The following is a 24,635-nucleotide window of genomic DNA, read 5'->3' as shown; positions in this document are numbered from 1 at the left end:
CCGGTGTAAGGCCGCATCGCAAACCAAGCGGTAGAAGGGTGCCCAGCGCGGGGATCTTTATGTTGGGGAAGGGGCTGGGTTGAGCTTGCCGCCAAAGGGAGGACATAACAGGTCACTTGTATTCCTGAGAGTGATATTATTGGCCCCATGGTAGCGGATGCCCTCGAACATCTCTTGCCCTGGCGGGACGGACCAATTCAGACGAGAAGCGAAGGACTGCCGGACAGATGAGCACAACGAGTCAGGATCTACTCGGCGATCTCACGGAACCCGTACGTGGCAACCGCAACGAAGGCGATCTGTTCTGGCGGTTGATTGGAACCCATCCTACCTTCGATCCACCGCACTCGGACCGCCTGACTCGGTCTGCGTCGACGGCCCGGCACAATCTCGGTGCCACGGTCTCGGAAAAGAGGCTAACTCCTCCGGTGAGCATCATCACACGGGATAGGACCTATCCGATGCCGTTCACGGCCTGCGTGCGGTGGCCGGAAAAATGAAAGAAGTTCATAGGACCCTGTATCTGCAGGGTGAGGTCGAGAATAGGATCTGTTTGGCAGGAAGCATGAAAGAGAGAACTTTTCTTAATACACTTGCGGCGCTCCTGATTATGGGCGCTTCGGTCTCAGGAACTGTTGCGGCCCAAGCGATAATCGAGCAGGGTGGCAAGGGTGCGTGGAACTGGAATCGGAACATCGCATCGACTGAATTTAACAACGGCATCAGTCTGCGGGTGATCTTCGCGTCCGATGCCGACTGCAATGATGCGTACTTCGCTCTGGCAGGAAACGACCAGATCACCTCGGTCCGCTTCATCATCGACACCAACACCTACAACGGTGTCGACGTTGAACCATTCTACGTCGAAGGAACCCCACTGGTTGCGTTTACTCTCTCGGATAAGGCCGTCTACGATCTGAAGCACGGCAATCGGCTCAGAATCGATACGAATGTCGGCAGCCTGATGGTCGACCTCTCTGGCAGTGCACTGGCGTTCAACAATGCCTACCGCAACTGCATGCAGATTGTCGCTCCGCCAATGCTGCAGCCGTCGTTTTCCGAACCGCCGACCGCGCGGGCCGAAGTCGATGCGCGGGCAGGCGACGATAAGATCTCCTCCTTCGACGCCGATTCCGGCGGGACCGTACTCGTCTTCGACGGCGACTTCGAGGAAGGGGACGGGCAAGCTGTCATCGAGGCTTTACGCAGGACCGGTGCATCTGTTCTGGGGCTGGAGAGCAGCGGCGGGCTGGTCTCCGAGGCGCAGATGATCGGCTACTACGTCAGAAGCAACAACATCAAGACCTTCGCGGGCGATCTCTGCGCGAGCGCCTGCACCTTCGCGCTCGCCGGAGGCGTTGACCGGTATGCATTTGCGGATTCGCAGATCGGTATCCATCGGTCATCCCTTCTCGCCGGGGGAGGCAGTCTTGAAGATGGTCAGCAGTTGCTCGCGAACTATCTGCGCTACTTCAGCAGTATGGGGATCGATCCGGAGCTGGTGGCCATCGCGGGCAATGTCTCAAGCGAGCGCATCCGCTGGCTGACGCAGGCCGAGGCACTTCGGCTTGATCTGGTAACGGGGGTTATTGAACGCTAAAGGTGGCGCATGGCAGAGGTGGATCGGGCACCCGGCCGGTCGGCTTCCGCTGTTTCCCGCAGTATCCTCTCCCGCAGCAGTCAGTCCAGAACCGCATGATCGATCGGCTGCGCCTCCGATGCTGCCGCTTCCAGTCGGGTCAACTCCGGGTCGATATGCGGTTGTTCCAGGTTGCGCGGCAGATCTCGCACACCAGGGTAAGCACTCGGTTTGTCGGGATCGAGACCTTTTGGTGCGAATGGATTACGCGCCCACCTTGCGTCGGCGCGTATCAAGCTCAGTTCAAGCGCAAGTCCGCGCCCGCTCCTCGATCCGGCGCAAGGCCGCATCGCAAACCGAGCGATAGAAGGGTGCCCAGCGCGGGATCTCGAAGGTGAGGCGACAGCGAGAAGGTCCGAGCGGATCGACGCGATGCCCGGTGGCCTCGACGCCGGCGACTCGCCAGGCCCAGACATGCTCGGGCTCCCATCGGGTGATCTCGAAGGGGAGCCAGAGGCCGACCGGGGTCTGGATCCGGCCTCGCATGCCGGGGCCGATCAGATCCGCTGGTGCCTCCACCGCGCGCACGCTCGGCCCCCAGATCGGCCATTCACGCGTGTCGATCAGGATCCGCCAGGCGACGCCGGCGGGGGCTTCGATAATGCGGTCGATTCGGTGCACGGCATCAGCCCTCGGCGGGTTTCTCGAACACCATGAAATGCTGCGTGGGCAGGATGTCGAGGCTCTCGACCCAGCGCAGCCCGACGGCTTCGAGCTCGGTGATCGCCTGCGCTTGGGTCATCTTGTGCAGCGGTTTGATGGGGACCCGTGGATCCTCGCCGCGGTACTCGATCAGGAACACCCGTCCGCCCGGTCGCAGCGCACGGCGGATGCCCTGCATCATCTCGTAGGGATGGGCGAACTCGTGGTAGGCATCCACGAGCAGCACGGCATCGAGACTCTCCGGCGGCAGCTTGGGATCATCCTCCGCGCCGAGGACCGGGACCACGTTGGTGATCGTGCGTCGCTCGATGCGCTTGTGCAGGACCTCGAGCATCTCCGGTTGCACGTCGACCGCGTAGACGCGACCCGTCGGGACGGCCTCGGCGATGCGGAAGGTGAAATAGCCGGTCCCGGCGCCGATGTCGGCGACCCGGGCATCGGGCGCGAGCCCCATGCCCTCCACCACCCGGTCGGGCCGCTCCTCGACGACACGGGTCCTTCGCTCCAGCCAAGCGGCGCCTTGGTGGCCCATGACCTGTGAGATCTCGCGGCCGAAATAGGTCTTGCCGATCCCGTCGCGGCTGGGTGTGTGGAAGGTGTAGAGGCTGTCGGCGGCGGGTTCGGATTGCGCATGCGCTTGGACGGCTGCGAGCAGGCACAAGCCGGCGACCAGCAGCAACCGCGGATTCCAGGGTTTCATCGGGAGCATTCTCCGAGATGTGGTGGCGGGACGACGCAGACCGGCTGGACGGCACGATCAAATCACACCGGCCGTTCGTCAGGCACGGATCGAAGCAGGCTCAGACAGGTCGTCGTGCTTCGGGTTTCAACAGGCGAGGTGGCAGCGCTCATCCCTGCATCGAGGGGTCTGCGGATTCTTCAACCTGTATGGCTTGGTTCCTCGGCGCCGCTTTATTGACAGTAAAACTGTCACTGTCTATATTAACTCCCATGAACGAGACCCTGGACATCAACAGCCTGAGCCGCGCCGCCGACGTCCCCGTGCGGACGATCCGCTACTACCTCGCGAAAGGACTCTTGCCGTCGCCCAATGGTCGGGGTCCGGCGTCGAGCTACAGCCGGGAGCACCTGGATCGGCTCCGACTGATCCGCCGCCTGCAGGATGCCCACCAGCCGCTGGCCCTGATCAAGACGCGGCTGGCCGGACTCGATGCAGTCGGGGTGGCGCGAGCACTTGCCGAGCTAGAGGGCGAGGTTCAAGGCGAACCGCGCTCGGCCGCCGACTATGTCCGCCAGGTGATGGCCCAAACGAGACAGGTCGAGTCGATTCCTGAGACGCCGCCTACGCACGGGACCGATTCGGCGGCGGCTCCCAAGACGCCGCCCCGCAGCACCTGGGAGCGGATCACCCTGCATCCCGACATCGAATTGCATGTGCGCCGGCCCTTGGCCCGCGCCGATCAACGCCGGCTCGACGCATTGCTGGAACAGGCCAAGCGGCTGTTCGTCGGCAACGACTGAACCGGGACCCCGGGACACCGGCGCGCGATCAATGGCGTGCGCCGGCCGCGACACTTCAAGGAGACCACAGGATGTCCGTCATCGCCGAATGCTTGTCCCGCGTGACCATCGGATCGCCGATGCAGCACGGTCAGCTGACCCTGTTCCCGCTCTTGGCCGATGGCGTGGCCCCTCCTTTTCACCACACGGAGCAAGTCCATGCGCGTACTGATCACTGGCATCTTGATCGCCGTCGCGTCCTGCGCGCAGGCCCAGGACAAACGCGATGTCTTATACCAGGTATCCACCATCGACGCCCTGCTGTCCGGCATCTATGACAGCGTGGCGACCGTGGACGACGTGCTGGACCACGGCGGCTTCGGCCTTGGCACCTTCGAGGCCGTCGATGGAGAAATGATGGTGCTCGACGGCATCGTCTATCAGGCGACCTTCGACGGTTCCATGAACGTCATGCCGCCCTCGACGGGCACTCCGTTCATGGCGGTCACTCATTTTGAGCCCGATCGTGTGCTTGATGCGCCGGAGCTCGAGAACTTCGCGGCGTTCTCGCAATGGCTCGAACGCAATCTGCCGAGCCGAAACATTGCCTATGCCGTTCGGGTGGATGGGCGCTTTGCCAACATCACCTATCGCAGCGTCGCGCGCCAGCAGAGACCCTTCCCGCCGCTGGTGGACGTCACGCGAAATCAAGCCGTTTTCGAGCGCAAAGATGTCGAGGGCACACTGATGGGCTTCTGGTGCCCCGCCTTCATGAACGGCGTCAACGTGGCGGGATTGCATCTGCACTTTCTCTCCGCGGACCGGAGTATCGGCGGACATGTGCTGGACCTGTCGCTGAATGGGGCAAAGGTCGGCATCGACGACACCAATGGCTGGGACGTGCAGTTGCCCATGGTCCCGGCCTACCTGAATGCCGATCTCGGCGCCGATCACGGCAACGATTTGAAGAGCGCAGAGCAGGGGGGCGCAGTTCCGGATGATACGTCGGCGCACTGACAAGCCCGTTGCAGGCGCGGGAGAAACCGCGCCGCCTCACAGCGCTCGCAGCCGCAGCGCCGTTTTTTGGCTGTCCTTCGGCCCAGGACTGCTCTGGGCTGGTGCGTCGATTGGCGTGTCGCATCTGGTGCAATCGACTCGCGCCGGCGCCCTTGCCGGGTTCGGACTCGCAGGGTTCATCCTGCTGGCCTTGGTGCTGAAGTATCCGTTCTTCGAGTTCGGCCCCCGATATGCCGCCGCCACGGGTAAAAGCCTTGTCGAGGGTTATCGCCGCATCGGCTCCTGGGCGCTTTGGCTCTATCTGTTCATCACCCTGGCCACCGCGCTGATCGTACAGGTGGCCGTGGTGATGTTCACCGCCTATCTGTTGAACATCGTCTTCGGCATCCAGGTGCCGCTCGCGCTCACGGGAGGAGCGATCTGCCTGGCGGCGGTGCTGATGCTCTGGCTCGGCCGCTATCGGTTGCTGGATGCGTCGATGAAGGTGGTCATGGCGCTGCTGGCCGTCTCGACGCTTGTCGCCGCGGTCGTCACGCTGCCGAGCGCGGATTACACGACCTTCGAACCCTTGCCGCGGTTCGATCCCAACATCGTCGAGCTTGGTTTCCTGCTCGCGCTGATGGGATGGATGCCGACGGCCATCGACTTGTCCGTCTGGAGCTCGCTCTGGACATTGGCAAAGGACCGATCCACAGGCAGCCGCTCGTCGGTCTCAAGCGCCCGCCTCGATTTTAATATCGGCTACATCGGCACCGGCATTCTCGCGTTCGCGTTTCTCGCACTGGGCGCCACCGTAATGCATGGGGCGGGAATCGCCTTTGACCCGAGCGGCCCGCTGTTCGCCGGGCAGTTGCTCGACCTCTATGTCGGGACGCTGGGAGATTGGGCCCGGCCGATCGTGCTCATTGCATTGCTCACGACCATGATCTCCACGTCGATCACCGTCATCGATGGGTTTCCCAGGGCGATCGACCGGTCGATTCAGGTGTTGAGCCAAACGCGGCCCGGCCCGATCGACGATATCGGACGCACCTATTGGATCGCCCTCATCCTGCTTGCGGTACTGACGGTCATCGTGTTGCAGAAATTCCTCGGCAACCTGACCGGCATGGTCGATTTCGCCGCCACGCTGTCATTCATCACCGCGCCAATCTTGGGTTACCTGAACCTCCGCGCCGTGACTTCAGACGAGATGCCGCTGCAAGACCGACCGGGCAGGGCGATGATCCTGTTCTCTTACGTTGGTCTCATCCTGTTAACTGCCTTCGCCGGGTTTTACCTGATCTCAAGGCTACTCTAGCGATGCCCCAGACCGGCGAGCCTACTGCGCAATGTTGCTGCGCCCGTGCGTTGCTCTTGGGCACGGCAGAGCAGCCGGCAATCGGGGCCGCCGCCGGGATCGCCATCAGCGAGGCGAGCAAGCAGGGTTCAAGTGCTTGAAGTAGCCATCGAAACCAGCGATGCACAGCAGGTCGAGCGACTGCGCGAAGAACTGGGCGAGTTCGTCATCGTCCGGTGGGGAACCGACCGAAAGCGTTGCTCATGCACCTTTCCGGTGAACCGGAGCGTCGTCTGGATAACCGGGGGGTGGTGAGTTCCGAGTGTGCAAAACCACCGACCGCAGCGCAAGCGAACCAAGACGTAGCCTCGTGAACAAACTGACGGAACCGACCCGCTGGACAGTCGGGGAGGCCGCCGCCGACGGGACGTGAGAACGAGAGCATCCCGTCGGGCCTTCCTGGGTAGCTAAGGGTGGCATGCGGTGGAAGTTGATCGGTCCGAGTGCGGGAGAACCGCTATGGCGGCAGCCGAGGGCAATAGAGGGCTTACCACGGAATCGCCGGCGGCGACTCCTCTAACGGATCCGGCCTTTCCTAATTCCCCGCTAGGAGCCATGACCAGGGTCGCAAGGTCCGCTGACCTGGCGGCTGCCGACGCTCGTTTGTGTGGCGGATGTGACTGCAATGGGATGACGCGCTACGAAGAACTCATAGGCGTAATAATCTGCGTAGCGACGGTGCATCTCGACTTCCTGTGAAAGGATGTCGAGGATGACGAGGTCTTCGGCGCTCCGGCTGTACTTGCCACGCAACTGATGGATGCGTTGTTCCATGGGCGTGTAGAAGTCATCCCACCAGGCATCGTTCGGCAGGGTAAAGTGGCCGATCAGATCGAACTCGGAAGCCTTGACGATCGCGACGACGTCGTCGACACGGCCCATGGCCGGGTAGTCCAGATCGAAGCTCGCCTGGACCTCGGCCGGAGGGTTCTCCTTGCGCCAGACCGCATCCGTGAAGGCGAGATAGCCGCCGGGGCGCAGCAAGCCGCGACAGATCCGCAGGGCATTGCCGATCCCGATGTTGTAGAGCGCGCCTTCCGACCAGATGAGATCGAAGCTCCCGTGCGGCAACGCCGGGTTGGCCATGTCGGCAACGCGGGCGTGAATGCGCTGTGACAGATCGCGCCCGGCGACTGCCTCCCTCAGGCGCTCGATGCTCGGGGCGTGGCTGTCGATCGCCAGGATGGAGCCCGAGGTCAGCTCGGCGAGGTGGAGGGTTTGCCCGCCGACTCCGCAACCCAGGTCGAGGATTGCCGGGGACTCCGGAAGCTCATGGCACAGACCGAGTGCCCTTGCGGCGCAGGCACGGTTCCCTGGACCCTGCCTGGGCAGGTCTTCGTAGACCTCGAAGAAGATCTCCAGAAAACGCGGACTAGGATCGCTCATGAGCGACCTCCCCGTCCTGACGGGGACGCGACATGAGCACGCAACGCCCACTCGGCACGTCGTCGAATGCCCGGTCGTTGCGGAAGCCGGCCTTGGCGAAGGCACGCTGCGAGGCATGGTTGTCCACCAGGGCGGCCGCAATCACGAAGGGCACGGCGGGATCGGACAAGGCCAGCTCCGCGACGAGACGGATGGCTGCCGATCCCACGCCCTTTCCGACTTCACCGCGCTCGCCGATCATGATGTCGATATCGATCACGGTCTCCGGGATGTCGATGAGGCCGGCCTCATCCAGTTCCCGGCGCGTGGGGTGCTGCCATAGAACAAGTCCCACAGCGCGGCCAGCCGCCTCGATCATGGCACGCCAACTCCCATCGGCTGGTGCATCGCGCAGGAGCCGCATGTTCTCCTCGGGGTCTCCCCATGTCCGGCGCACATGGTCCGCGTGCAGCCAGCGTTCAATGAGCGGCAGGTCATCGCTCGTCACATCGCGCAGGCGCACGTTCGTCATGATCAACCTCCCTTCTTGTGTCGATGCGTCGGATGCGAGCGGGTTGCGAACCCCGGGGTGTGATTCGGAATTCCGCGGCCAGTATGAGGAGCTCGTGAAGGGGGTGAACGTCGGCGGTCTGCCCGATGACGACTCCGACCGACGAAACACCGGCGTCCCTGACTGGAACAGCACTGGTGGAGGCGACTCGACGGTCGGCAATCCGAACCTTTAGGTCGCGCCCTCGGCCGGCCCCGACGACTCATGAGGTTGTCCGGACATCCGGCGAACCGCCGATGTCGGCGACCCCCTCGCGACAATCGCATTCAACCACCGCTCCCCCTCCCTCCCCTCCCGCCGATCCCCGCTGACCCGGGTCTCGACCACCGCGAACGCCGGCACCGCCCCGACCAGCGCCGCGAGCCCCTGCTCGTCCAGATCCGTAAACCGCCGACCGCCATGCTCCCGCTCCCCTGCCCCGTACTTGAACGAAGCTTAGCGCACGCCGGCCCGCACAAGTGACCGCCCGAGACGCCGAAGCACCTCCGTGAGCTTCGCCGGCGGCACATGCAGCAGGCTGGCGCAGTCCCGGATGACGTCGAAGTGGCACTCCCAGTCGACCTTCCGGAAGCCCCACAACGCGACCCAAAGAGCTCAATGCGCGACGCCTCGACGGCGGTCGCGACAACGCCGCGTCATCCGACGCGATTGCACCAGAGCGCACGATGCTCCGCCGGAGGAGAGACTTCCGATCGTTCAACCAGCGTGGCTTCGCTCTCCGATAACGCTGTATTGACAGCCTAACTGTCACTGTCTATATTAACTCCCATGAACGAGACCCTGGACATCAACAGCCTGAGCCGCGCCGCCGACGTCCCCGTGCGGACGATCCGCTACTACCTCGCGGAAGGGCTACTCCCGTCGCCCAATGGCCGGGGTCCGGCGTCGAGCTACAGCCGGGAGCACCTCGATCGGCTCCGGCTGATTCGCCGCCTGCAGGATGCCCACCAGCCGCTGGCCCTGATCAAGTCGCGGCTGGCCGGACTCGATCCGGCCGGTGTGGCACGAGCGCTCGCCGAGGTGGAGGGCGAGGTCCGCAACGAGCCGCGCTCGGCCGCCGACTATGTGCGCCGGGTGATGGCTCGGTCGAGCCAGGGCGAGACGACCCCGGAGACGCCGCCCACGCACGGGACCGATGAGGCGGCGGCTTCCAAGACGCCGACCCGCAGTACCTGGGAGCGGATCACCCTGCATCCCGACATCGAATTGCATGTGCGCCGGCCCTTGGCCCGCGCCGATCAACGCCGGCTCGACGCATTGCTGGAACAGGCCAAGCGGCTGTTCATCGGCAACGACTGAACCGGGACACCAGGACACCGGCGCGCGATCAATGGCGTGCGCCGGCCGCGACACTTCAAGGAGACCACAGGATGTCCGTCATCGCCGAATGCTTGTCCCGCGTGACCATCGGATCGCCGATGCAGCACGGTCAGCTGACCCTGTTCCCGCTCTTGGCCGATGGCGTGGCCGAGCCGGGCTATCGATTGCTCGATGCCGCCCTGGCCGACGGGACTGCCCGCGTGACCGAGGTCTCCGCGTCGGGTTCGGTGCCGGAGCTGTGCTTCGTCAATGACGGCGATCGTCCCGTGCTGCTGCTCGATGGCGAGGAGCTGATCGGCGCCAAGCAGAACCGCATCCTCAACCTCACGATCCTGGCCCCGGCGCACAAGACCATCACGATTCCGGTCTCCTGTGTCGAGCAGGGTCGCTGGCATGCCCAATCGACCGCGTTCGCCAGTGCACGCCGTGCGCACTTTGCGACCGGACGTGCCCGCAAGGCGGCCGATGTGACCAGCTCGCTGCGTCGGCGTGGATCGCGCGAGAGCGATCAGGGGGCGGTCTGGCGCGACATCGCCGAGAAGTCGCGACGCTTCGGGGTCGCCTCCGCCACCGGGGCGGCGGCGGACATCTATGCGTCTCGGCGCGAAGCGCTCGATGCCTATCGCAACGCCTTCACGCCGCAGCCGAACCAATGCGGGGCGCTGTTTGCGGTGAATGGCCGCGTGGTGGGTCTCGACCTGTTCGACAGTCCCGTGACCCTCGCCGCGGTCCTGGGCACGCTTGTGGAGAGCTACGCGCTCGATGCGCTGGATGCGCAGAACGACGTCATCGCAGAGCCGACGCCGGCGGACCCGCGGGCGTGGCTCGATGCCGTCGGCGCTGCCGATGTCGAGCGCTTCGCGGCCCTCGGCGAGGGCGAGGATTGGCGCCTCTTCGGTCCCGGTCTGGCGGGCGGTGCGCTGGTCAAGGACGGGCATCCGGTGCATCTGTGTGTCTTTGCAGTCGACCACGATGACGACGACATGGCCGAACCCGGCGCGGGCGCGGCGCGCTCCGGACGGCTCGGCCTGGAGCTGGCCACCGACCGGCACCTGATCCGGCGCCTCGGGCGCAGTCGGCGGTATCTGCATCTGCGACTGCGAGTCCCGCGTTCGGTCGGCACCCGTCGGCCGCTCGACCTGGCGTTGGTGCTCGACCGCTCCGGATCCATGGGCGGCGGCAAATGGGCGCATGCCAGTGGTGCGGCGCAGGCGGCCATCGCGCGTCTCGGGTCCGAAGACCGGGTCGCGCTGGTGGTGTTCGACGAGCAGGTCGACACCCTGCTGCCGTTGTGTCGGGCGCACGAGGCGCAAGCTGCTGCTGCGCGGGTCTTGGACGGGGTCGGGCCGCGCGGCGGTACCGATCTGGCCGGGGGGTGGCTGACCGGATGCGCCCTGATCGGGCGTGCGGACGGGGACGAGCGACTGCATCGGTGTTTCCTGCTGAGCGATGGCCAGGCGAATCAAGGCATCGTCGATCCTGCGATCCTGGCGCACCACGCCGCCGAGCTTTGTCGGCTCGGTGTCGTCACCGGCACCTTCGGGGTCGGCGACGATTACGACGAGGTCCTGCTCGGTGCCCTGGCCGATGCCGGGGGCGGTGCCTTCCACGACATCGCCCGGGCCGAGACGATGTCGGCCGTCATGGATCGCGAGTTGGGCGATGCGCTCGAGGTCGTCTACGCCGCGCCACGGATCCAGCTCGAGTGGGCGTCCGATCTGCAGATGGAGGTGCTCGGTCCCTGGACCAGCACGGCCGGAGTGCGGAGCCTGACCATTCAGCCCGGCGACCTGGCCAGCGACCAGGTGCTCGATCTGCTGGTGGCGGTGCGTTTCCCTCCCGGTGCGCAAGATACCGAGTGCGCGGTGCAGGTGCGGGTGACCGACGGCGCGGCGATCTTGGCGCAGACCCGATTCGATTGGACCTGGGTCGACAGCGCCCGACGCAAGGCCCAGCCGCATGATCGTGCCGTCGAGCAGCGAGTGGGCGAGTGGCTTGCGAGCCGGGCTCGCCTTGCAGCGACCGCCGCCAACCGCGCGGGCGATCTCAAGCAAGCGCGAGCGCATCTGCGCGAAGGCGCCGCGGCGATTCGCGCCTACGGAGCCGAGGAACCTGCGCTTCGGGCACTGGCCGAGGCGCTCGACGCCGAGTGCGAGCAGCATCGCACGCGGCAGACCCCGCGCGACTTGAAGGAGCGCCTCTATCGCGACAGGAACCGGCAGTCCGGCCGTACCGAAGACGGCGGCAGGCACCGTGGCGAGCCGTCGCGCCCGGCACCGCGTCTTCAGGTGCTGCCGGCCGTGGATAGCCGGGAACACGCCGAGACGAGCGCGCACTTGCGGGCGATCCCCCGTCAGCAGACAGCGGCGTGGGGCAAGGCGACCGTGACGGCGCTCGGCACCGGTCTCTATACCGATGCCGCCGGTCGCGCGGTGGATTGGCGGTTTGCAATCCAAACAGCCGTCGCTGCCAAGCGCAGCCTGCCGCCCGATGCGCCCTTGCCCGGTTCGCTGTCGCCGGTCTATCCGACCACGCGGATCCAGGTCGCCAACGAGACTTCGCTTGCCGCGGCTCGGCGGCTGAGTGAGCAGGGGCAGCGGGTGCTGGCGCTGAATTTCGCCAACGGTATCGAGCCGGGCGGCGGGTTCCTCCAGGGCCACCGCGGACAGGAGAGCGTGCTGTGCCGCTCCAGCGCGCTTTTCGCAACCCTGCAGGGGGGTCCGATGTATGCGGACCACGCGACGCGCCCACTGCCGGATTCCACCGATTGGGCGATCCTCTCCCCGGACGTGCCGGTGTTCCGCACGGATGACGGTACGCCGCTGGAGCGCCCCTGGCTCCTGAGCGTCATCACCTGCGCGGCGCCCTACGCGCCCACACTCGGGGTGGAGGCATCGGCGGCTCTGATGGAGAGCCGGATCCGTCGGGTGTTGGCCGTCGCGCGTGCCTTCGGATACGAGGCGCTGGTCTTGGGGGCGTGGGGGTGCGGTACCTACGGCAATGACCCGGCGCGCATCGCGGCGATCTTTCACGCGGCACTGCGCGAGCAGGCCGGCGCCTTCGCCGAGGTCGTGTTCGCGGTCACGGACGGGGCATCGGAGCGGGCGTTCTTCGGGCCATTCGCTGCGGAGTTTGGAGGATCGCGATGAGCCGCTCCGCGTCTTCGCACGGGTTGCGCGGCGAGGCCATGGACCGCCTCGACCCGGAAGCGACCGCGGTCCGCTTGGTCGCGCTGCCCTGTCTCGATTCCGAGGCGCACGCGCAGCGCTGCCGCGCCGACCTTGCCGTGCCGCGGGAGCAGGCCGCCCGACTCGGGCGCAGTGCGCTGGAGGCGATCGAGCGCGGGGTCTATGTCGACCGCGCGGGTCGTCCGGTCGACTGGCGCGAGGCGGTCGCCGCGGCCGTCGCCGCCAAGCGCAGCCTGCCGCCGGATGCGGCCTTGCCCCCCGCGCCCTTGCCGAGCCGGCGTCAGACCGGCGTGCAGGTGGCCAACGAGACGACGTTCATCGCGGCCAAGCGCCTGACCGAGACGGGCGAGCGGGTCCTCGCGCTGAACTTCGCCAACGGCATCGAGCCCGGCGGCGGATTCCTGCACGGCGCCCGCGCACAGGAGGAGGTGCTGTGCCGCTCGAGCGCGCTGTACGCGACGCTGCGCGGCGATCCAATGTACGACGCCCACCGACAAAGGACCCTGCCGGATTCCACCGATTGGGCAATCCTCTCGCCGGACGTGCCGGTGTTCCGCACGGATGACGGTACGCCCCTCGACGCGCACTGGCCGCTGAGCATCATCACCTGCGCCGCGCCTTACGAACCCGGGGTCGGCCAACCGCGCGCGGGCGATCTGCTGCAGCACCGCATCACGCGGGTCCTGGACATCGCTCGGACCCACGGTTATACCGCCCTGGTGCTCGGCGCCTGGGGCTGCGGCGCGTTCGGCAACGATCCGTACCGCACCGCGCGCGATTTTCATGACGCCTTGATGCGGCATGCCGGCGTCTTTGCGCAGGTGGCCTTCGCGGTTGCGGACTGGTCGCAGGAGCGGCGGTTTCTGGCGCCGTTTGCGGAGCTGTTTGGCGGAATCGATTGATGAGTTATCGATTGAGTTGACCGGTTCGACGGCGGTCTCAGCCGCCGTCAGCGGCCTCGGTCAACGTAGGCGAATGACGCTGTCCGTGGCACACTCCCGTCAGCAAAGACCGACCTTGGACTGTTCGGAGCTTCCTGGCCCGCCAGTCAGCCTTCTGCCATGGAATGCCCAACGGCGCTTCTCGGAAGAACCGCGCACTCCCCTATCCCAGTATCTTTCATACCCTACGGAGATCGAATGCCGTGAAGAATCGTTCTATCTTCAGCGCAGTCCTTGCTTTGTTGGTCGTCTTGGGTGCGAGTGCCGAGCTTATCGCGGATGATGCGATTGACCCGAAGACCGAACAGTTGCTCGAGCAAGCACTCGGCGGCGAATCCGTCTCCGCCTATTGGCTCCCGGACAGCACGACTCCTGCGCGGGCGACCGAGGCCATCGGGGTCCTGTACCGGGCGATCGAAGGAGCGGCCGGCAATGTCACGATCGAAATGGGGCATTTCAGCCGTTCGGGGGCGGATTATCGTCTGACAGGGCGCGTGCGTGAGGTCTACGGGATGGAGCCGCGCGACGTTGGTTTCCTGCCGGACCGCATCGAGCTGACGACGACCATGCCGAAGCCGGGCGATCCGCGTTGCTGCCCGACGGGGTCGGCGCGCTGGTCGATCGACCGCGCATCCCTGGAAGGAAAGCGTCTGCCGTAGAGGAACGACATGGCCGAGCGATTCACCGCCAAGCAGGGCCAGTACCTGGCCTTCATCTACAACTACTCGGTGATGTTCGGCCAACCTCCGGCTGAAGCCGATCTGCAGCGCTTCTTCGGGAAGTCACCCCCCACCATCCATCAGATGCTCGTTACGCTCGCGGAGAAGGGGTTGCTCAGCCGCACGCCGGGGAAAGCGCGCTCCATCCTGCTCTTGGTCGACCCCGCGGAGATTCCGCGGCTTGAGCGGCCGAATTCGGCGAGGGCTTGAGAAGGCGGCGGGTCGGCGATTCGAGCATCCGGCTGCTGGGTTTTTTTCGCATGGCGACGTCGTTTGAACGTCGGGGGAGCTTACGGAGCCGACCCAGACCAGTCGTTGGGTACCTTGTCCCGAAGGACCGTTCCGGACGCATTGGAGACTCTCGCAGGCACGCCCGTGAGCGACTCTGGTCGGCTAGGAGAGGTCACCGAGCATGGTTCTGTTCGCGACAGCTAAGGGACCCTAAGCGGCCGCCCGACAGATCGAAAATTTGACCTTGGTCCCTTAGCCCCATGGTGTTGCTCCTTCGCCCGAGTACAGGGGCAATAGTCAAGACCCTCCGCTCTCGCTCTGGCGATGCATGGCCTTCTGCAAGATCTCTTCCGCCCTATAGTCTACGAAGATCGGCGGCGCCACTGCCGGCGATATCTGAGAGCCGACCTTGTCGATGCGCCGCTGGAACGCTGCGCTCGGCGAACCGAACGTGCGAGCGATCACCAGCGGCGCCGAACTGGTGTTCGCCGGTCGGCTCAGCGAGGCCGACCAGGCGCGCCGAGCTAGGGGTCTGGCACAGGGTTGCCCGGTTGCCCGGCACTTTCCGGCCCTCCGGCGGGCGGTCAAGGCGTACCGGGCGACAGTGACGGAAGAGGTAAAAAAAAGCCCGACAGGAGCGCTCGCTACGGAAAAGTGTTGACCACGGCCGCTCTTGTCCCGCCGCCGGAGTGCCCCGTCCAGAAGGGCGGGTAATCGCCCGGAAAGGGACGCGCCAGGGTGGCGGAGGGCAGCTCGCCGAAGGTCTGTCGGTAGTGGGTGGCGAGGCGCCCGAGATGGGTGAAGCCGAGGTGATAGGCGAGCTCGGTGACGGTGGATTGCCCGGCGTCGCTCGCGAGCAGGGCGCGACGCAGCGCATGGAGTCGGAGCTTGCGGACGAAGGCCCCGGGTGACATGCCCAAATGCTCGCGAAAGGCGTAATCCAGGGTACGGGGGCTCACCCCCGACGCGGCACACAGATCGGGCAGGTCCAGGGCGTCCAGGTCGGCATAGCGGATCAGCTCGATGGCTTGATCGTAGCCCCGCCGCCGACGGGATTCTGGCTCCGGTCGGATGTCTGGCCCCGTCGGTAGGATCCGCGCGGCGAGACCGAGGACCAGCTCGCGCTCTAGCGCGACGACGGCGGCCGGGTGCCGGAGCATCTCCGGGGAACGATGCACGCGCGCCAGGAAGCCATTCAGCCAGCGGCCCAATGCCCGTAGCGTCGCACTGGACGCCGGCAGGACCTGCGCCGCCGCGCCCGCCTCCAGCAGACCCGCCTGTGCCGGGGGGAGGACCCGGCGCAGCAGGGACAACTGCAATAGCAGCAAAAGATGCTCCTGACCCTGGTCGAGTACCGCCTCCAATCCCGTCGGCAGGGTGGCGGGCAACCCACGCTCGTGCAGGGAACGCCGGAAGTAGGAGCTGTGGCTGCCCAGCTTGAGCGGCACCGCGCAGGCGAGCATCCCCTCCGGTGATAGCGCCTGGACCTGGAGCCGGGTCGCGCAGGACTCGCGATAGAGGAGGCAGTTGGGCGTGGCGACGAAGACCTTGTGCACCCGAAACTGTCCGCCGCCGATCGGCGTGCCGATGACCTCCCAGGGTTGGGCGCTTCGCTCATAGCGGCAGGGATCGTCGGTGTCGTGGATACCGAGCAGTCCCAGCGGGGCGACGCTGGCGCGCGCAGCCGCCGGCGCCGATGCCGTGTTCGGAAAGGGTTTTGTCATGTCTGCCTCTTTGCGCAAAACGGATAGCGACCCAGTAAAACGATGGCCTATTCTGCGCCGCAGAGGCGTGTGGCGACTGCACGCTGCCGGGGGAACGGGTAACCGCACCCCGGCGCATATTGCCCAGCAGGCGCCGATCTCCCAGACCGAGTCAGACGGCGCCCTTGCTCTGGTCTTGAGGCGCGGTACAAGCCTTCATATTCGTTTTCAATAACTTAGAGACTCTTGACGGGGGCTGTCGCCCGGGCGCCCGGAGGGAGGCCCACCGCTTCCACTCATGAACGTGGACGATTTTAAGGGGAAAACCCATCAGGGAAGGTGGCCGGGCTCAGCCTCTGGCGACTCTCAACCGCAACCCTTCTCAACCTGAACGCAGAGAGTATTCACATGATGCAACCAGAGCACCTCCGGCGTCACCGCCGTCGCCGCTTACTCGGCGCCCTCGGCCTGACCCTAACTGCGCTGGGAGCCCTGTCCTCCGCGGGGGCCGCCGACCAACCCAACATCCTGGTCATCTGGGGCGACGACATCGGCCAGTCGAACATCAGCACCTACACCCATGGGCTGATGGGCTATCAAACCCCCAACATCGACCGCATTGCCTCTGAAGGCATGACCTTCACCGACCACTACGGCGAGCAGTCCTGCACCGCCGGCCGCTCGTCCTTCATCACCGGCCAGAGTGTCTTCCGCACCGGGCTCTCCAAGGTCGGCATGCCGGGTGCCGCCGAGGGCATGCAGGTGGAGGACCCGACCATCGCCGGCCTCCTGAAGGCACAAGGCTATGCGACCGGGCAGTTCGGCAAGAACCACCTGGGCGACCAGGATGCGATGCTGCCGACCAACAACGGTTTTGATGAGTTCTTCGGCAACCTCTATCACCTCAATGCCGAGGAGGAGCCGGAGAACGCGGATTATCCGAAGGACCCCGAATTCCGCAAGCGCTATGGCCCGCGCGGCGTCATCCATTCCTGGGCCCTGCCGGACGGCACCCAGAAGATCGAGGACACCGGCCCCCTGACCAAGAAGCGCATGGAGACCGTGGACGACGAGACCTCCGAGCGCGCGCTCGCGTTCATCGCAGAGCAGACCAAGGCCGGCAAACCCTGGTTCGTCTGGTGGAACGGCACCCGCATGCACTTCCGTACTCACGTCAAGGACGAGCTGCGCGGCATTTCGGGGCAGGACGAATACTCCGACGGCATGGTCGAGCATGACCTGCATATCGGTAAGTTCCTGAAGAAGCTCGACGAACTGGGGATCTCCGACAACACCATCGTCTTCTACTCCACCGACAACGGCCCGCACATGAATACTTGGCCGGATGCGGCCATGACGCCGTTCCGCGGCGAGAAGAACACCAACTGGGAGGGCGGCTGGCGCGTCCCCGCGATGGTGCGCTGGCCGGGGCACATCAAGCCCGGCACCTGGAACAACCAGATCGTCCACCACATGGACTGGCTGCCAACCTTCCTGGCCATCGCGGGCGAGCCCACGGTCAAGGAGAAGCTCCTCACCGGCTATCAGGCGAACGGGCGCGACTACCGGATCCACCTCGACGGTTACAACATTCTGCCGATGCTGACCGGCGCGGTGCAGGACAGCCCGCGCAAGGAGATCTTCTACTTCTCCGACGACGGCGATATGACCGCCCTGCGCTACGGCGACTGGAAGGCGATCTTCCTGGAACAGCGCGCGGAGGCGACCTTCCAGTCCTGGCGCGAGCCCTTCGTACACCTGCGCGTCCCGCTGCTCGTGAACCTGCGCCGCGACCCCTACGAGCGCGGCATGGTCACCTCCAACACCTATGACGACTGGTTTCTGGATCGGGTCTTCCTGCTGTCGGCGGCCAAGGACTACGTTGGCCAGTTCCTGATGACCTTCAAGGAGTACCCGCCCAGGCAGAAGGCCGGGAGCTTCAACCTGGACCAGGTGATGGAGCAGTTGACCAGTCCAGGCGCGCGCTGATCCCGGTGGCAAGCTGACCCCGGGCCGGATCGGCAGACAGGGATGTCGCGCGAGCCGGCGCAGGGATCAGTGACGGGCCTTCGCCACAGGCCACCGGTTCGGCAGCCGGCCAACGACTTCACCCAAAGAGAGTCCCCATGCGTCATCTTCTGACCCTCGTCGCACTGCTGGCCTTCAGTCCGCTCACGAGCGCCGGGCCGCTCCCATCCTGGACGGACGGACCGACCAAGACCGCGATAACCGCATTCGTCGAAGACGTGACGAGCGCGGGCAGCCCGAACTTCGTGCCCCCGGCCGAGCGCATCGCCGTGTTCGACAACGACGGCACCCTCTGGGTCGAGCAGCCCATGTACACCCAACTCGCCTTTGTCATCGACCGCGTGAAGGCACTCGCGCCCGAACATCCGGAATGGCAGGACGAGCAGCCGTTCAAGGCGCTGCTGGAAGGTGATCTGGACGCACTGAAGGCAACGGGCACGGATGGCGTGAACAGGCTGCTGGCCGCCACCCATGCGAACATGACGACCGAGGCGTTCGAGCAGATCGTCAGCGATTGGATCGCCTCCGCGCGCCACCCCCGTTTCGACCGGCTCTATACCCAGGTCGTCTACCAGCCCATGCTGGAGCTGCTGGACTACCTGCGCGCCAACGGCTTCAAGACCTTCATCGTCTCCGGCGGCGGCATCGATTTCATGCGTCCCTGGACCGAGCGCACCTACGGCATCCCGCCGGAGCAGGTCATCGGCTCGAAAATCGCCATGCAATACGCGGTGCAAGACGGCACGCCCGTGCTGCTGCGCGAGCCGGAGATCGCCTTCATCGACGACAAGGCGGGCAAGCCCGTCGGCATTCAGCGCCATATCGGACGCCGGCCCATCCTCGCCTTCGGCAACTCGGACGGCGACTACCAAATGCTGGAATGGACGACGGCCGGCCCAGGTAAGCGGTTGGGACTCATCCTCCACCACGACGACGGCGAGCGTGAGTACGTGTACGACCGCGAAAGCCATGTCGGCCGCCTTTCCAAAGGGCTCGACGATGCCGGCTCCAAGGGCTGGCTGCTTGTCTCGATGCAGCGCGACTGGGCGCGGGTCTTTCCGTCCGCACCGGAGGGCTCGACGGGCACACCTGGCGATCGTCATGAGTGAGATTTCAGTCGCCTGGCTGCTCGCCCTCGGACTCTTCATCGGAATCCTGATCCTGCTGGAACTGGGCCGGCGGATCGGTGAGCGACGTTTCAGGCGCGACCCCGACGGAGCCCGCGCCGGGACGGGCGCCGTCGAGGGGGCGATCTTCGGTCTGGTGGGGCTGCTGATCGCCTTCACCTTCTCGGGGGCCGCCTCGCGCTTCGATGACCGCCGTGAGCTCATCGTGGAGGAGACCAATGCAATCGGCACCGCCTACCTGCGGCTCGATCTGCTCCCCGAAGGTGCGCGTGGGACCATGCAGGAGCGCTTCCGGCATTATCTCGACGCCCGCATCGATGCCTATCGCAAGCTGCCGGATGTCGAGGCGGCACGGGTAGTGATGACGCAGGCCAACGCCATGCAGGGCGAGATCTGGACGGCGGCGATCGCCGCCGCCCACAGCGAGGGTGCCTCGCCGGACGCGCTGAAGCTCCTGCTGCCGGCGCTCAACGACATGTTCGACATCACGACCACGCGCACCAACGCGACCGCGATACACCCGCCAATGATCATCTACGGAATGCTGGTCGTCCTGACCCTGGCCGCGGCGCTCATGGCGGGCTACGGCATGGCCGGAAGCAAGGGGCGCCCCTGGCTGCACATCGTCGGCTTCGCCCTGGTGATGGCGCTGGCGGTCTACATCATCATCGACCTCGAGTACCCACGCATCGGACTGATCCGGGTCGAGGGCTTCGATCAGGCGTTGATGAACCTGCGGGCGGGCATGAAGTAAATCGCCCTGATTTCTATTGAGTTACTCGAAATTCGTCTTTCGGCACTCGCACTTGCCCGGAATGACTCCGCAGGTGGATCGGATGGCTCGGAATCCGTGATCTCAAGAGGTACCAAATGAGACCGATACAAACGCAAATCGCCTTGGCCACCGGTCTCCTGCTGGGACTTCCGGCTGCCGACGCCGAGGATGCGGCTGCCCTCGCCAAGCAACTGTCCAATCCGGTGGCCGCGCTGATCAGCGTGCCCTTCCAGTCGAACTGGGAGCAGAACATCGGGCCGGACGACCGGGGCAGCCGTTACACGCTGAACATCCAGCCGGTGATTCCGATCTCTATCGGCGAGGATTGGAACCTGATCTCCCGCACCATCCTGCCGATCGTCGATCAGTGGGGCATCTTTCCTGGTGCCGGCGAACAATTCGGCCTCTCGGACACAGTACAGAGTCTCTTCTTCTCGCCGAAGGAGCCGACCGCCGGCGGACTGATCTGGGGCGCAGGCCCCGTTTTTCTGCTGCCCACCGCGACCGACGAGCTGCTCGGCAGCGAGAAATGGGGTGCCGGGCCGACTGCGGTCGGGCTGGTACAGAGGGGCAAGTGGACCTTCGGCGTGCTCGCGAACCATATCTGGTCCTTTACCGGGCCGAGCGATCGAGCCGACATCAACAGCACCTTCATTCAGCCCTTTCTCTCCTACACCACGCCGACGGCTTGGACCTACACACTGCAGACTGAATCCACCTACGACTGGGAGGGCGAGCAATGGAACGTGCCCATCGCCGCCCAGGTTGCCAAGTTGACCAAGATCGGCGGGCAACTGGTGCAGTTCCAGGCCGGCCCGCGCTATTACGCCGCGAGCACCGAATCGGGGCCGGACGGTTGGGCGTTCAGGTTCAACGTCGTGCTGCTGTTTCCCAAATGAAGACCCTGTTCGGCGACACCCACAGGCCCTCGGCGAGGGCAAATAGACGCCCTCTCCCGAAAACCGCGAGCGGTGACCACCGGCTCATGCCTCGTGATTCAGGGGAGCGCCGACAGCGCGCCGCTCTGATATACCGCGGCCGGATAAAGGCTTCGCGATTCCCGGCCGACATTCCCTCCGCAGATCCCATCCACCAACGAGGACAACTCCGATGAAGCGACGACTCTGGCCATCCCTGCTCGGCGCCCTGGCGCTGCCGTTCTACCTGCCGCTCGCCGTGGCCGCCGACAAACCCAACATCCTGGTGATCTTCGGCGACGACATCGGCTGGTACAACACCAGCGCCTACAACCAGGGTGTGATGGGGTATCGGACGCCCAACATCGATCGGATCGCCAAGGAGGGCGTCCTCTTCACCGATGCCTATGGGCAGCAGAGCTGCACCGCTGGGCGCGCGGCCTTCATCACCGGCCAGAGCCCCAAGCGCACGGGGCTCCTGAAGATCGGTATGCCGGGTGACCCGATCGGACTTCAGGCGGAGGATCCCACGCTCGCCGAGCTGCTCAAACCGCTCGGCTACGCCACCGGTCAGTTCGGCAAGAACCACCTCGGTGATCGCGACGAGCATCTGCCGACCAAGCACGGCTTCGACGAATTCTTCGGCAATCTCTACCACCTGAATGCCGAGGAGGAACCGGAGAACCCGGACTATCCGAAGGACCCCGCGTTCCGAGACAAGTACGGCCCGCGCGGCGTCATCCACTCCTACGCTGACGGGCGCATCGAGGACACCGGACCGCTCACCAGCGAGCGCATGCAGACCGTGGACAAGGAATTCCTTGCGGCGACGGTGGACTTCATCGACCGCCAGCAGGCCGAGGACAAGCCCTGGTTTGTCTGGTTCAACACCACCCGCATGCACATCTTCACGCACCTGGAGGACGCCAGCAAAGGTGCCACGGGACGGGGCATCTATGCCGACGGCATGGTGGAGCACGACGGCCTGGTCGGACAGTTGCTCGCCAAGCTCGACGCGCTCGGCGTCGCCGACAACACCATCGTCGTCTACACCACCGACAACGGCGCGGAGAAATTCTCCTGGCCCGACGGCGGCACCTCGCCCTTCCGCGGCGAGAAGGCGACCACCTGGGAGGGCGGCATCCGCGTGCCCCTGATGGTGCGTTGGCCGGCAAGGATCCCCGGCGGACGGACCTCCAACGACATCATCAGCCTTGAGGACTTCGTCCCCACGCTTATGTCCGCGGTGGGCGAGCCCGGCATCAAGGAGAAGCTGCTCGAGGGTGCGACCATCGGCGACAAGACCTTCAAGGTGCACCTCGACGGTTACGACTTCCTGCCGTACCTGACCGGAGAGAGCGAGGAAGGACCGCGACGCGAATTCTTCGCCTGGGTGGACGACGGCAGCCTCGGCGCGGTGCGCGTCGGGGCCTTCAAGGGCCACTTCTCCACTCAACCGCATCATGGCCTCGACGCCTGGCTGCTCGGGCAGGAGCCGCGCAAGGCGCCGCTGATCGTTGATCTGCGCGCCGATCCGTTCGAGACCGCACCGCTGGAGTCCTCCTACTACGACGACTGGCTGGTGCGCCACATGTACGTGGTCATGCCGCTGATGGAGATCGTCGCGACGCACATGGAGACCTTCAAGGCGTTCCCGCCGCGTCAGGAGAGCGGCAGCTTCACGCCCAAACAGTAGGGCACCGCTTCAAACCCGGATACGGACCAGACCCATCGTCGGGGACCTATCTCCGGGTCCCCGGCGATGCGTTCTCCGGGGACATTGAGAAGCTGACCATGGCAGTCCAGCCCGATGCTCTGAGCGGGGTCAAGCGCCGGCAGGACGCAGCGCGAGCCGCTGCCCACGCGAACGCAGGTAGGGCAAGACCACCTTCGCCGATCCACGGAAAACGAGACCATGCGGAAGACCAATACGCATTTCATCGCACGCGCGGCCGCCGGCCTTGCCCTGGCCGCCTGTGTACTGGTGCCTCCGATAGCCGGCTCCTCGGAGGGCGGGACCGGACACTATGTTCCGGGTTCGGTGGCCACCCTGATCGATCTTGCGCCCGCCCGGCCCGGCTGGGTCATCGAGCCGATCTACCTCCACTACGAGGGGGATGCCGATCTCTCCAAGCAGATCCCGGTCGCAGGCATCGACGTGTTCGGTTTGAAGGCCACCAGCGACGTCCTGCTCGCCGGCGGGTTCTACACCGTCGAAACGCCGATTGCGGGTGCCCACTACAGCGTCGGCGTCATGCTGCCCTATGTCTGGATGACAGTAGAGGGCGAGATCGAAACGGTGCTTGGCGACAGGCGGGTACGGGATACGGCCTCCGGGTTCGGCGATCTCACGCTGATCCCGGCGATGCTCGCTTGGAAGGACGGTCCCTGGCAGTACAACGCCGCCCTGACCGTCTACGCCCCGACCGGGGACTACGAGATGGGCCGTCTGGCCAACCCGGGGCTCAACTACTGGTCCTTCAATCCCTGGGCGGGGGTTTCATACAACAACGCCGGCAACGGCTTCAACGCGGCCCTCCACGGCGGTCTGGTCTTCAATACCGAAAACCCGGACACCGATTACCGAAGCGGCACGCTGGTGCATCTGGAGGGCAGCGTCCAGCAGCTCATCCCTGCGGGGAAAGGCTTTCTCACCCTGGGCCTCGAAGGCTTCTGGGTGGAGCAGGTGACCGCAGACAGCGGACAGCGTCCGATCCTCGGCGACTTCAAGGGCCGCACGGCCGGCCTCGGGCCGGTGCTTGGCTATGTGCTCCCTTTGGGTAAGCAGAATTTCGTCACCGAGGTGCGATGGCTCCGGGAGTTGGATACCAAGAACCGGCTCGAGGGGGATTACGTCTGGCTCAAGCTCGTCTATCAGTTTTGAGCCGGCGCGGGCGCCTCACAATTTCGCGATCAAGGGGTCAGCATTTCGCTGCGCCAACGTCAGGCAGGCGAGCGGCCCGGGGTACCTTCACGGCGACCTGCGACTTTCCTTTGGGCAGGGGGTCCTTCCCGGCAAAGGTCGGCCGCTCCAGGCTAAGGAAGTTGTAGACGAAGGTCGGACGGCCATCGCGCAGGTAGAGGCCGAGGCCGCCTTCGAGGCCGCCTTCGAGGCCGCCCTGGCCCTATGCCGATCGTGAGAATGGGCGCTATGCCGCAGTGGCCGGCTATGTCACCCTGCCCACCGGCAGCTACGACGCCAAGCGTGCCCTGTCGCTCAATACCAACCCGGGCGAGAACCGCTACCAGGCGGCCGTGCAGGCGGGGTACAGCCACCGCCTGGGGTCACGCGTCAACGCGATGACGGCGTTCGATGTCCAGTGGTTCGGCGACAACGACGCGTACCGCCGGGGTGCCGGCCGGATCGGCACCCTCGAGCAACGGCTGCTGTACAGTTGGCAAGTCGCGTTCAGCTAGACCCCGGCCGCACCCCTCACCCTGGGCCTGAGCTATTTCTACAGCCAGGGCGGGGCGTCACGCATCGACGAAGCGCCCTGGGGCGGCGCGCTGCGGGTGCAGCGCTATACGCTGTCGGGCATGATCAAGTTGCCTTTCGGAAGCCTGATCCTGCAATACGGCGGCGACCTCAAGACCGACAACGGTCTGTTTGAAGACCGGCGCTTCGCCGTGC

Annotated in this window: 20 protein-coding genes and 1 pseudogene; 16 read left to right on the top strand and 5 right to left on the bottom strand. The window is 65.3% G+C overall.

Translation table 11 applies throughout. The annotated features are described in order from the left end of the window. Window positions 1-496: 496 nt before the first annotated feature. On the top strand, window positions 497-1,600 hold the full coding sequence (locus tag KFB96_RS22240) for a hypothetical protein (protein WP_213456693.1): 1,104 nt from the start codon (window positions 497-499) through the stop codon (window positions 1,598-1,600). Window positions 1,601-1,882: 282 nt separating this feature from the next. Here the strand turns inward: KFB96_RS22240 and KFB96_RS22235 are convergent, their stop codons facing one another. Both KFB96_RS22235 and KFB96_RS22230 read right to left on the bottom strand, forming a co-directional pair. Then, entirely contained in the window at window positions 1,883-2,260 is a 378-nt protein-coding gene (locus KFB96_RS22235) for an SRPBCC family protein (protein ID WP_213456694.1), read from the bottom strand. Between the two features lie 4 nt (window positions 2,261-2,264). Beyond that, the gene (locus KFB96_RS22230; protein ID WP_213456696.1) at window positions 2,265-3,002 is read right to left on the bottom strand and encodes a class I SAM-dependent methyltransferase; all 738 of its coding nucleotides are present in this window, start codon (window positions 3,000-3,002) and stop codon (window positions 2,265-2,267) included. Window positions 3,003-3,253: 251 nt separating this feature from the next. Between KFB96_RS22230 and KFB96_RS22225 the strand changes: the two genes are divergently transcribed. From KFB96_RS22225 to KFB96_RS22215, 3 genes are all read left to right on the top strand, one after another. Beyond that, entirely contained in the window at window positions 3,254-3,784 is a 531-nt protein-coding gene (locus KFB96_RS22225; protein ID WP_213456698.1) for a MerR family transcriptional regulator, read from the top strand. 198 nt (window positions 3,785-3,982) lie between these two features. Beyond that, window positions 3,983-4,780 carry an acetolactate decarboxylase gene (gene budA / locus KFB96_RS22220; protein ID WP_213456700.1) on the top strand — a complete coding sequence of 266 codons (798 nt, stop codon included), beginning with the start codon at window positions 3,983-3,985 and terminating at the stop codon, window positions 4,778-4,780. Further along, window positions 4,761-6,080, top strand: a complete 1,320-nt coding sequence (locus KFB96_RS22215) for an NRAMP family divalent metal transporter (protein ID WP_213456701.1) — start codon at window positions 4,761-4,763, stop codon at window positions 6,078-6,080. Before budA ends, KFB96_RS22215 begins: the two co-directional genes overlap by 20 nt. Before the next feature lie 585 nt (window positions 6,081-6,665). Here the strand turns inward: KFB96_RS22215 and KFB96_RS22210 are convergent. Both KFB96_RS22210 and KFB96_RS22205 read right to left on the bottom strand, forming a co-directional pair. After that, window positions 6,666-7,505 (bottom strand): class I SAM-dependent methyltransferase, encoded by an 840-nt coding sequence (locus KFB96_RS22210; protein WP_213456703.1) that lies wholly within the window; start codon window positions 7,503-7,505, stop codon window positions 6,666-6,668. Then, window positions 7,492-8,016 (bottom strand): GNAT family N-acetyltransferase, encoded by a 525-nt coding sequence (locus KFB96_RS22205; protein WP_213456705.1) that lies wholly within the window; start codon window positions 8,014-8,016, stop codon window positions 7,492-7,494. The genes KFB96_RS22210 and KFB96_RS22205 overlap by 14 nt, the downstream gene beginning before the upstream one ends. An 807-nt stretch (window positions 8,017-8,823) precedes the next feature. Here KFB96_RS22205 and KFB96_RS22200 point away from each other — a divergent pair. From KFB96_RS22200 to KFB96_RS22180, 5 genes are all read left to right on the top strand, one after another. Beyond that, entirely contained in the window at window positions 8,824-9,354 is a 531-nt protein-coding gene (locus KFB96_RS22200; RefSeq protein ID WP_213456708.1) for a MerR family transcriptional regulator, read from the top strand. A 71-nt stretch (window positions 9,355-9,425) separates the two neighbouring features. Continuing rightward, entirely contained in the window at window positions 9,426-12,524 is a 3,099-nt protein-coding gene (locus tag KFB96_RS22195) for a TIGR02452 family protein (RefSeq protein ID WP_213456710.1), read from the top strand. Further along, a complete protein-coding gene (locus tag KFB96_RS22190) occupies window positions 12,521-13,465 on the top strand; it encodes a TIGR02452 family protein (RefSeq protein ID WP_213456712.1) in 945 nt (314 codons plus the stop codon). The genes KFB96_RS22195 and KFB96_RS22190 overlap by 4 nt, the downstream gene beginning before the upstream one ends. A 242-nt stretch (window positions 13,466-13,707) precedes the next feature. Continuing rightward, complete coding sequence (locus KFB96_RS22185; protein ID WP_213456713.1) at window positions 13,708-14,163, top strand: hypothetical protein; 456 nt, start codon at window positions 13,708-13,710, stop codon at window positions 14,161-14,163. A 9-nt stretch (window positions 14,164-14,172) separates the two neighbouring features. Next, window positions 14,173-14,433, top strand: coding sequence for an SOS response transcriptional repressor (locus KFB96_RS22180; protein ID WP_213456715.1), 261 nt, complete (start codon window positions 14,173-14,175; stop codon window positions 14,431-14,433). A 665-nt stretch (window positions 14,434-15,098) separates the two neighbouring features. Here the strand turns inward: KFB96_RS22180 and KFB96_RS22175 are convergent. Further along, entirely contained in the window at window positions 15,099-16,178 is a 1,080-nt protein-coding gene (locus KFB96_RS22175) for a helix-turn-helix domain-containing protein (protein WP_213456717.1), read from the bottom strand. Between the two features lie 387 nt (window positions 16,179-16,565). Between KFB96_RS22175 and KFB96_RS22170 the strand changes: the two genes are divergently transcribed. From KFB96_RS22170 to KFB96_RS22140, 7 genes and pseudogenes are all read left to right on the top strand, one after another. Then, complete coding sequence (locus KFB96_RS22170) at window positions 16,566-18,146, top strand: arylsulfatase (protein WP_213456719.1); 1,581 nt, start codon at window positions 16,566-16,568, stop codon at window positions 18,144-18,146. Window positions 18,147-18,283: 137 nt separating this feature from the next. Beyond that, entirely contained in the window at window positions 18,284-19,294 is a 1,011-nt protein-coding gene (locus KFB96_RS22165) for an HAD family hydrolase (RefSeq protein WP_213456721.1), read from the top strand. Next, window positions 19,287-20,066 (top strand): DUF4239 domain-containing protein, encoded by a 780-nt coding sequence (locus KFB96_RS22160; protein ID WP_213456723.1) that lies wholly within the window; start codon window positions 19,287-19,289, stop codon window positions 20,064-20,066. Before KFB96_RS22165 ends, KFB96_RS22160 begins: the two co-directional genes overlap by 8 nt. Before the next feature lie 116 nt (window positions 20,067-20,182). Continuing rightward, window positions 20,183-20,986: a transporter gene (locus KFB96_RS22155; protein WP_213456724.1), complete on the top strand. Its 804-nt coding sequence runs from the start codon at window positions 20,183-20,185 to the stop codon at window positions 20,984-20,986. 211 nt (window positions 20,987-21,197) lie between these two features. Then, the gene (locus KFB96_RS22150; protein ID WP_213456726.1) at window positions 21,198-22,700 is read left to right on the top strand and encodes an arylsulfatase; all 1,503 of its coding nucleotides are present in this window, start codon (window positions 21,198-21,200) and stop codon (window positions 22,698-22,700) included. A 219-nt stretch (window positions 22,701-22,919) separates the two neighbouring features. After that, a complete protein-coding gene (locus tag KFB96_RS22145) occupies window positions 22,920-23,888 on the top strand; it encodes a transporter (protein WP_213456728.1) in 969 nt (322 codons plus the stop codon). A gap of 257 nt (window positions 23,889-24,145) precedes the next feature. After that, window positions 24,146-24,421: pseudogene (locus tag KFB96_RS22140) on the top strand (transporter); the annotation flags it as partial. Between the last annotated feature and the right edge of the window lie 214 nt (window positions 24,422-24,635).

Origin of the sequence: Thiocapsa sp., assembly GCF_018399035.1 — a bacterium.
Taxonomy (GTDB): Bacteria; Pseudomonadota; Gammaproteobacteria; order Chromatiales; family Chromatiaceae; genus Thiocapsa.
This window is presented reverse-complemented; position numbering and strand designations above follow the sequence as displayed.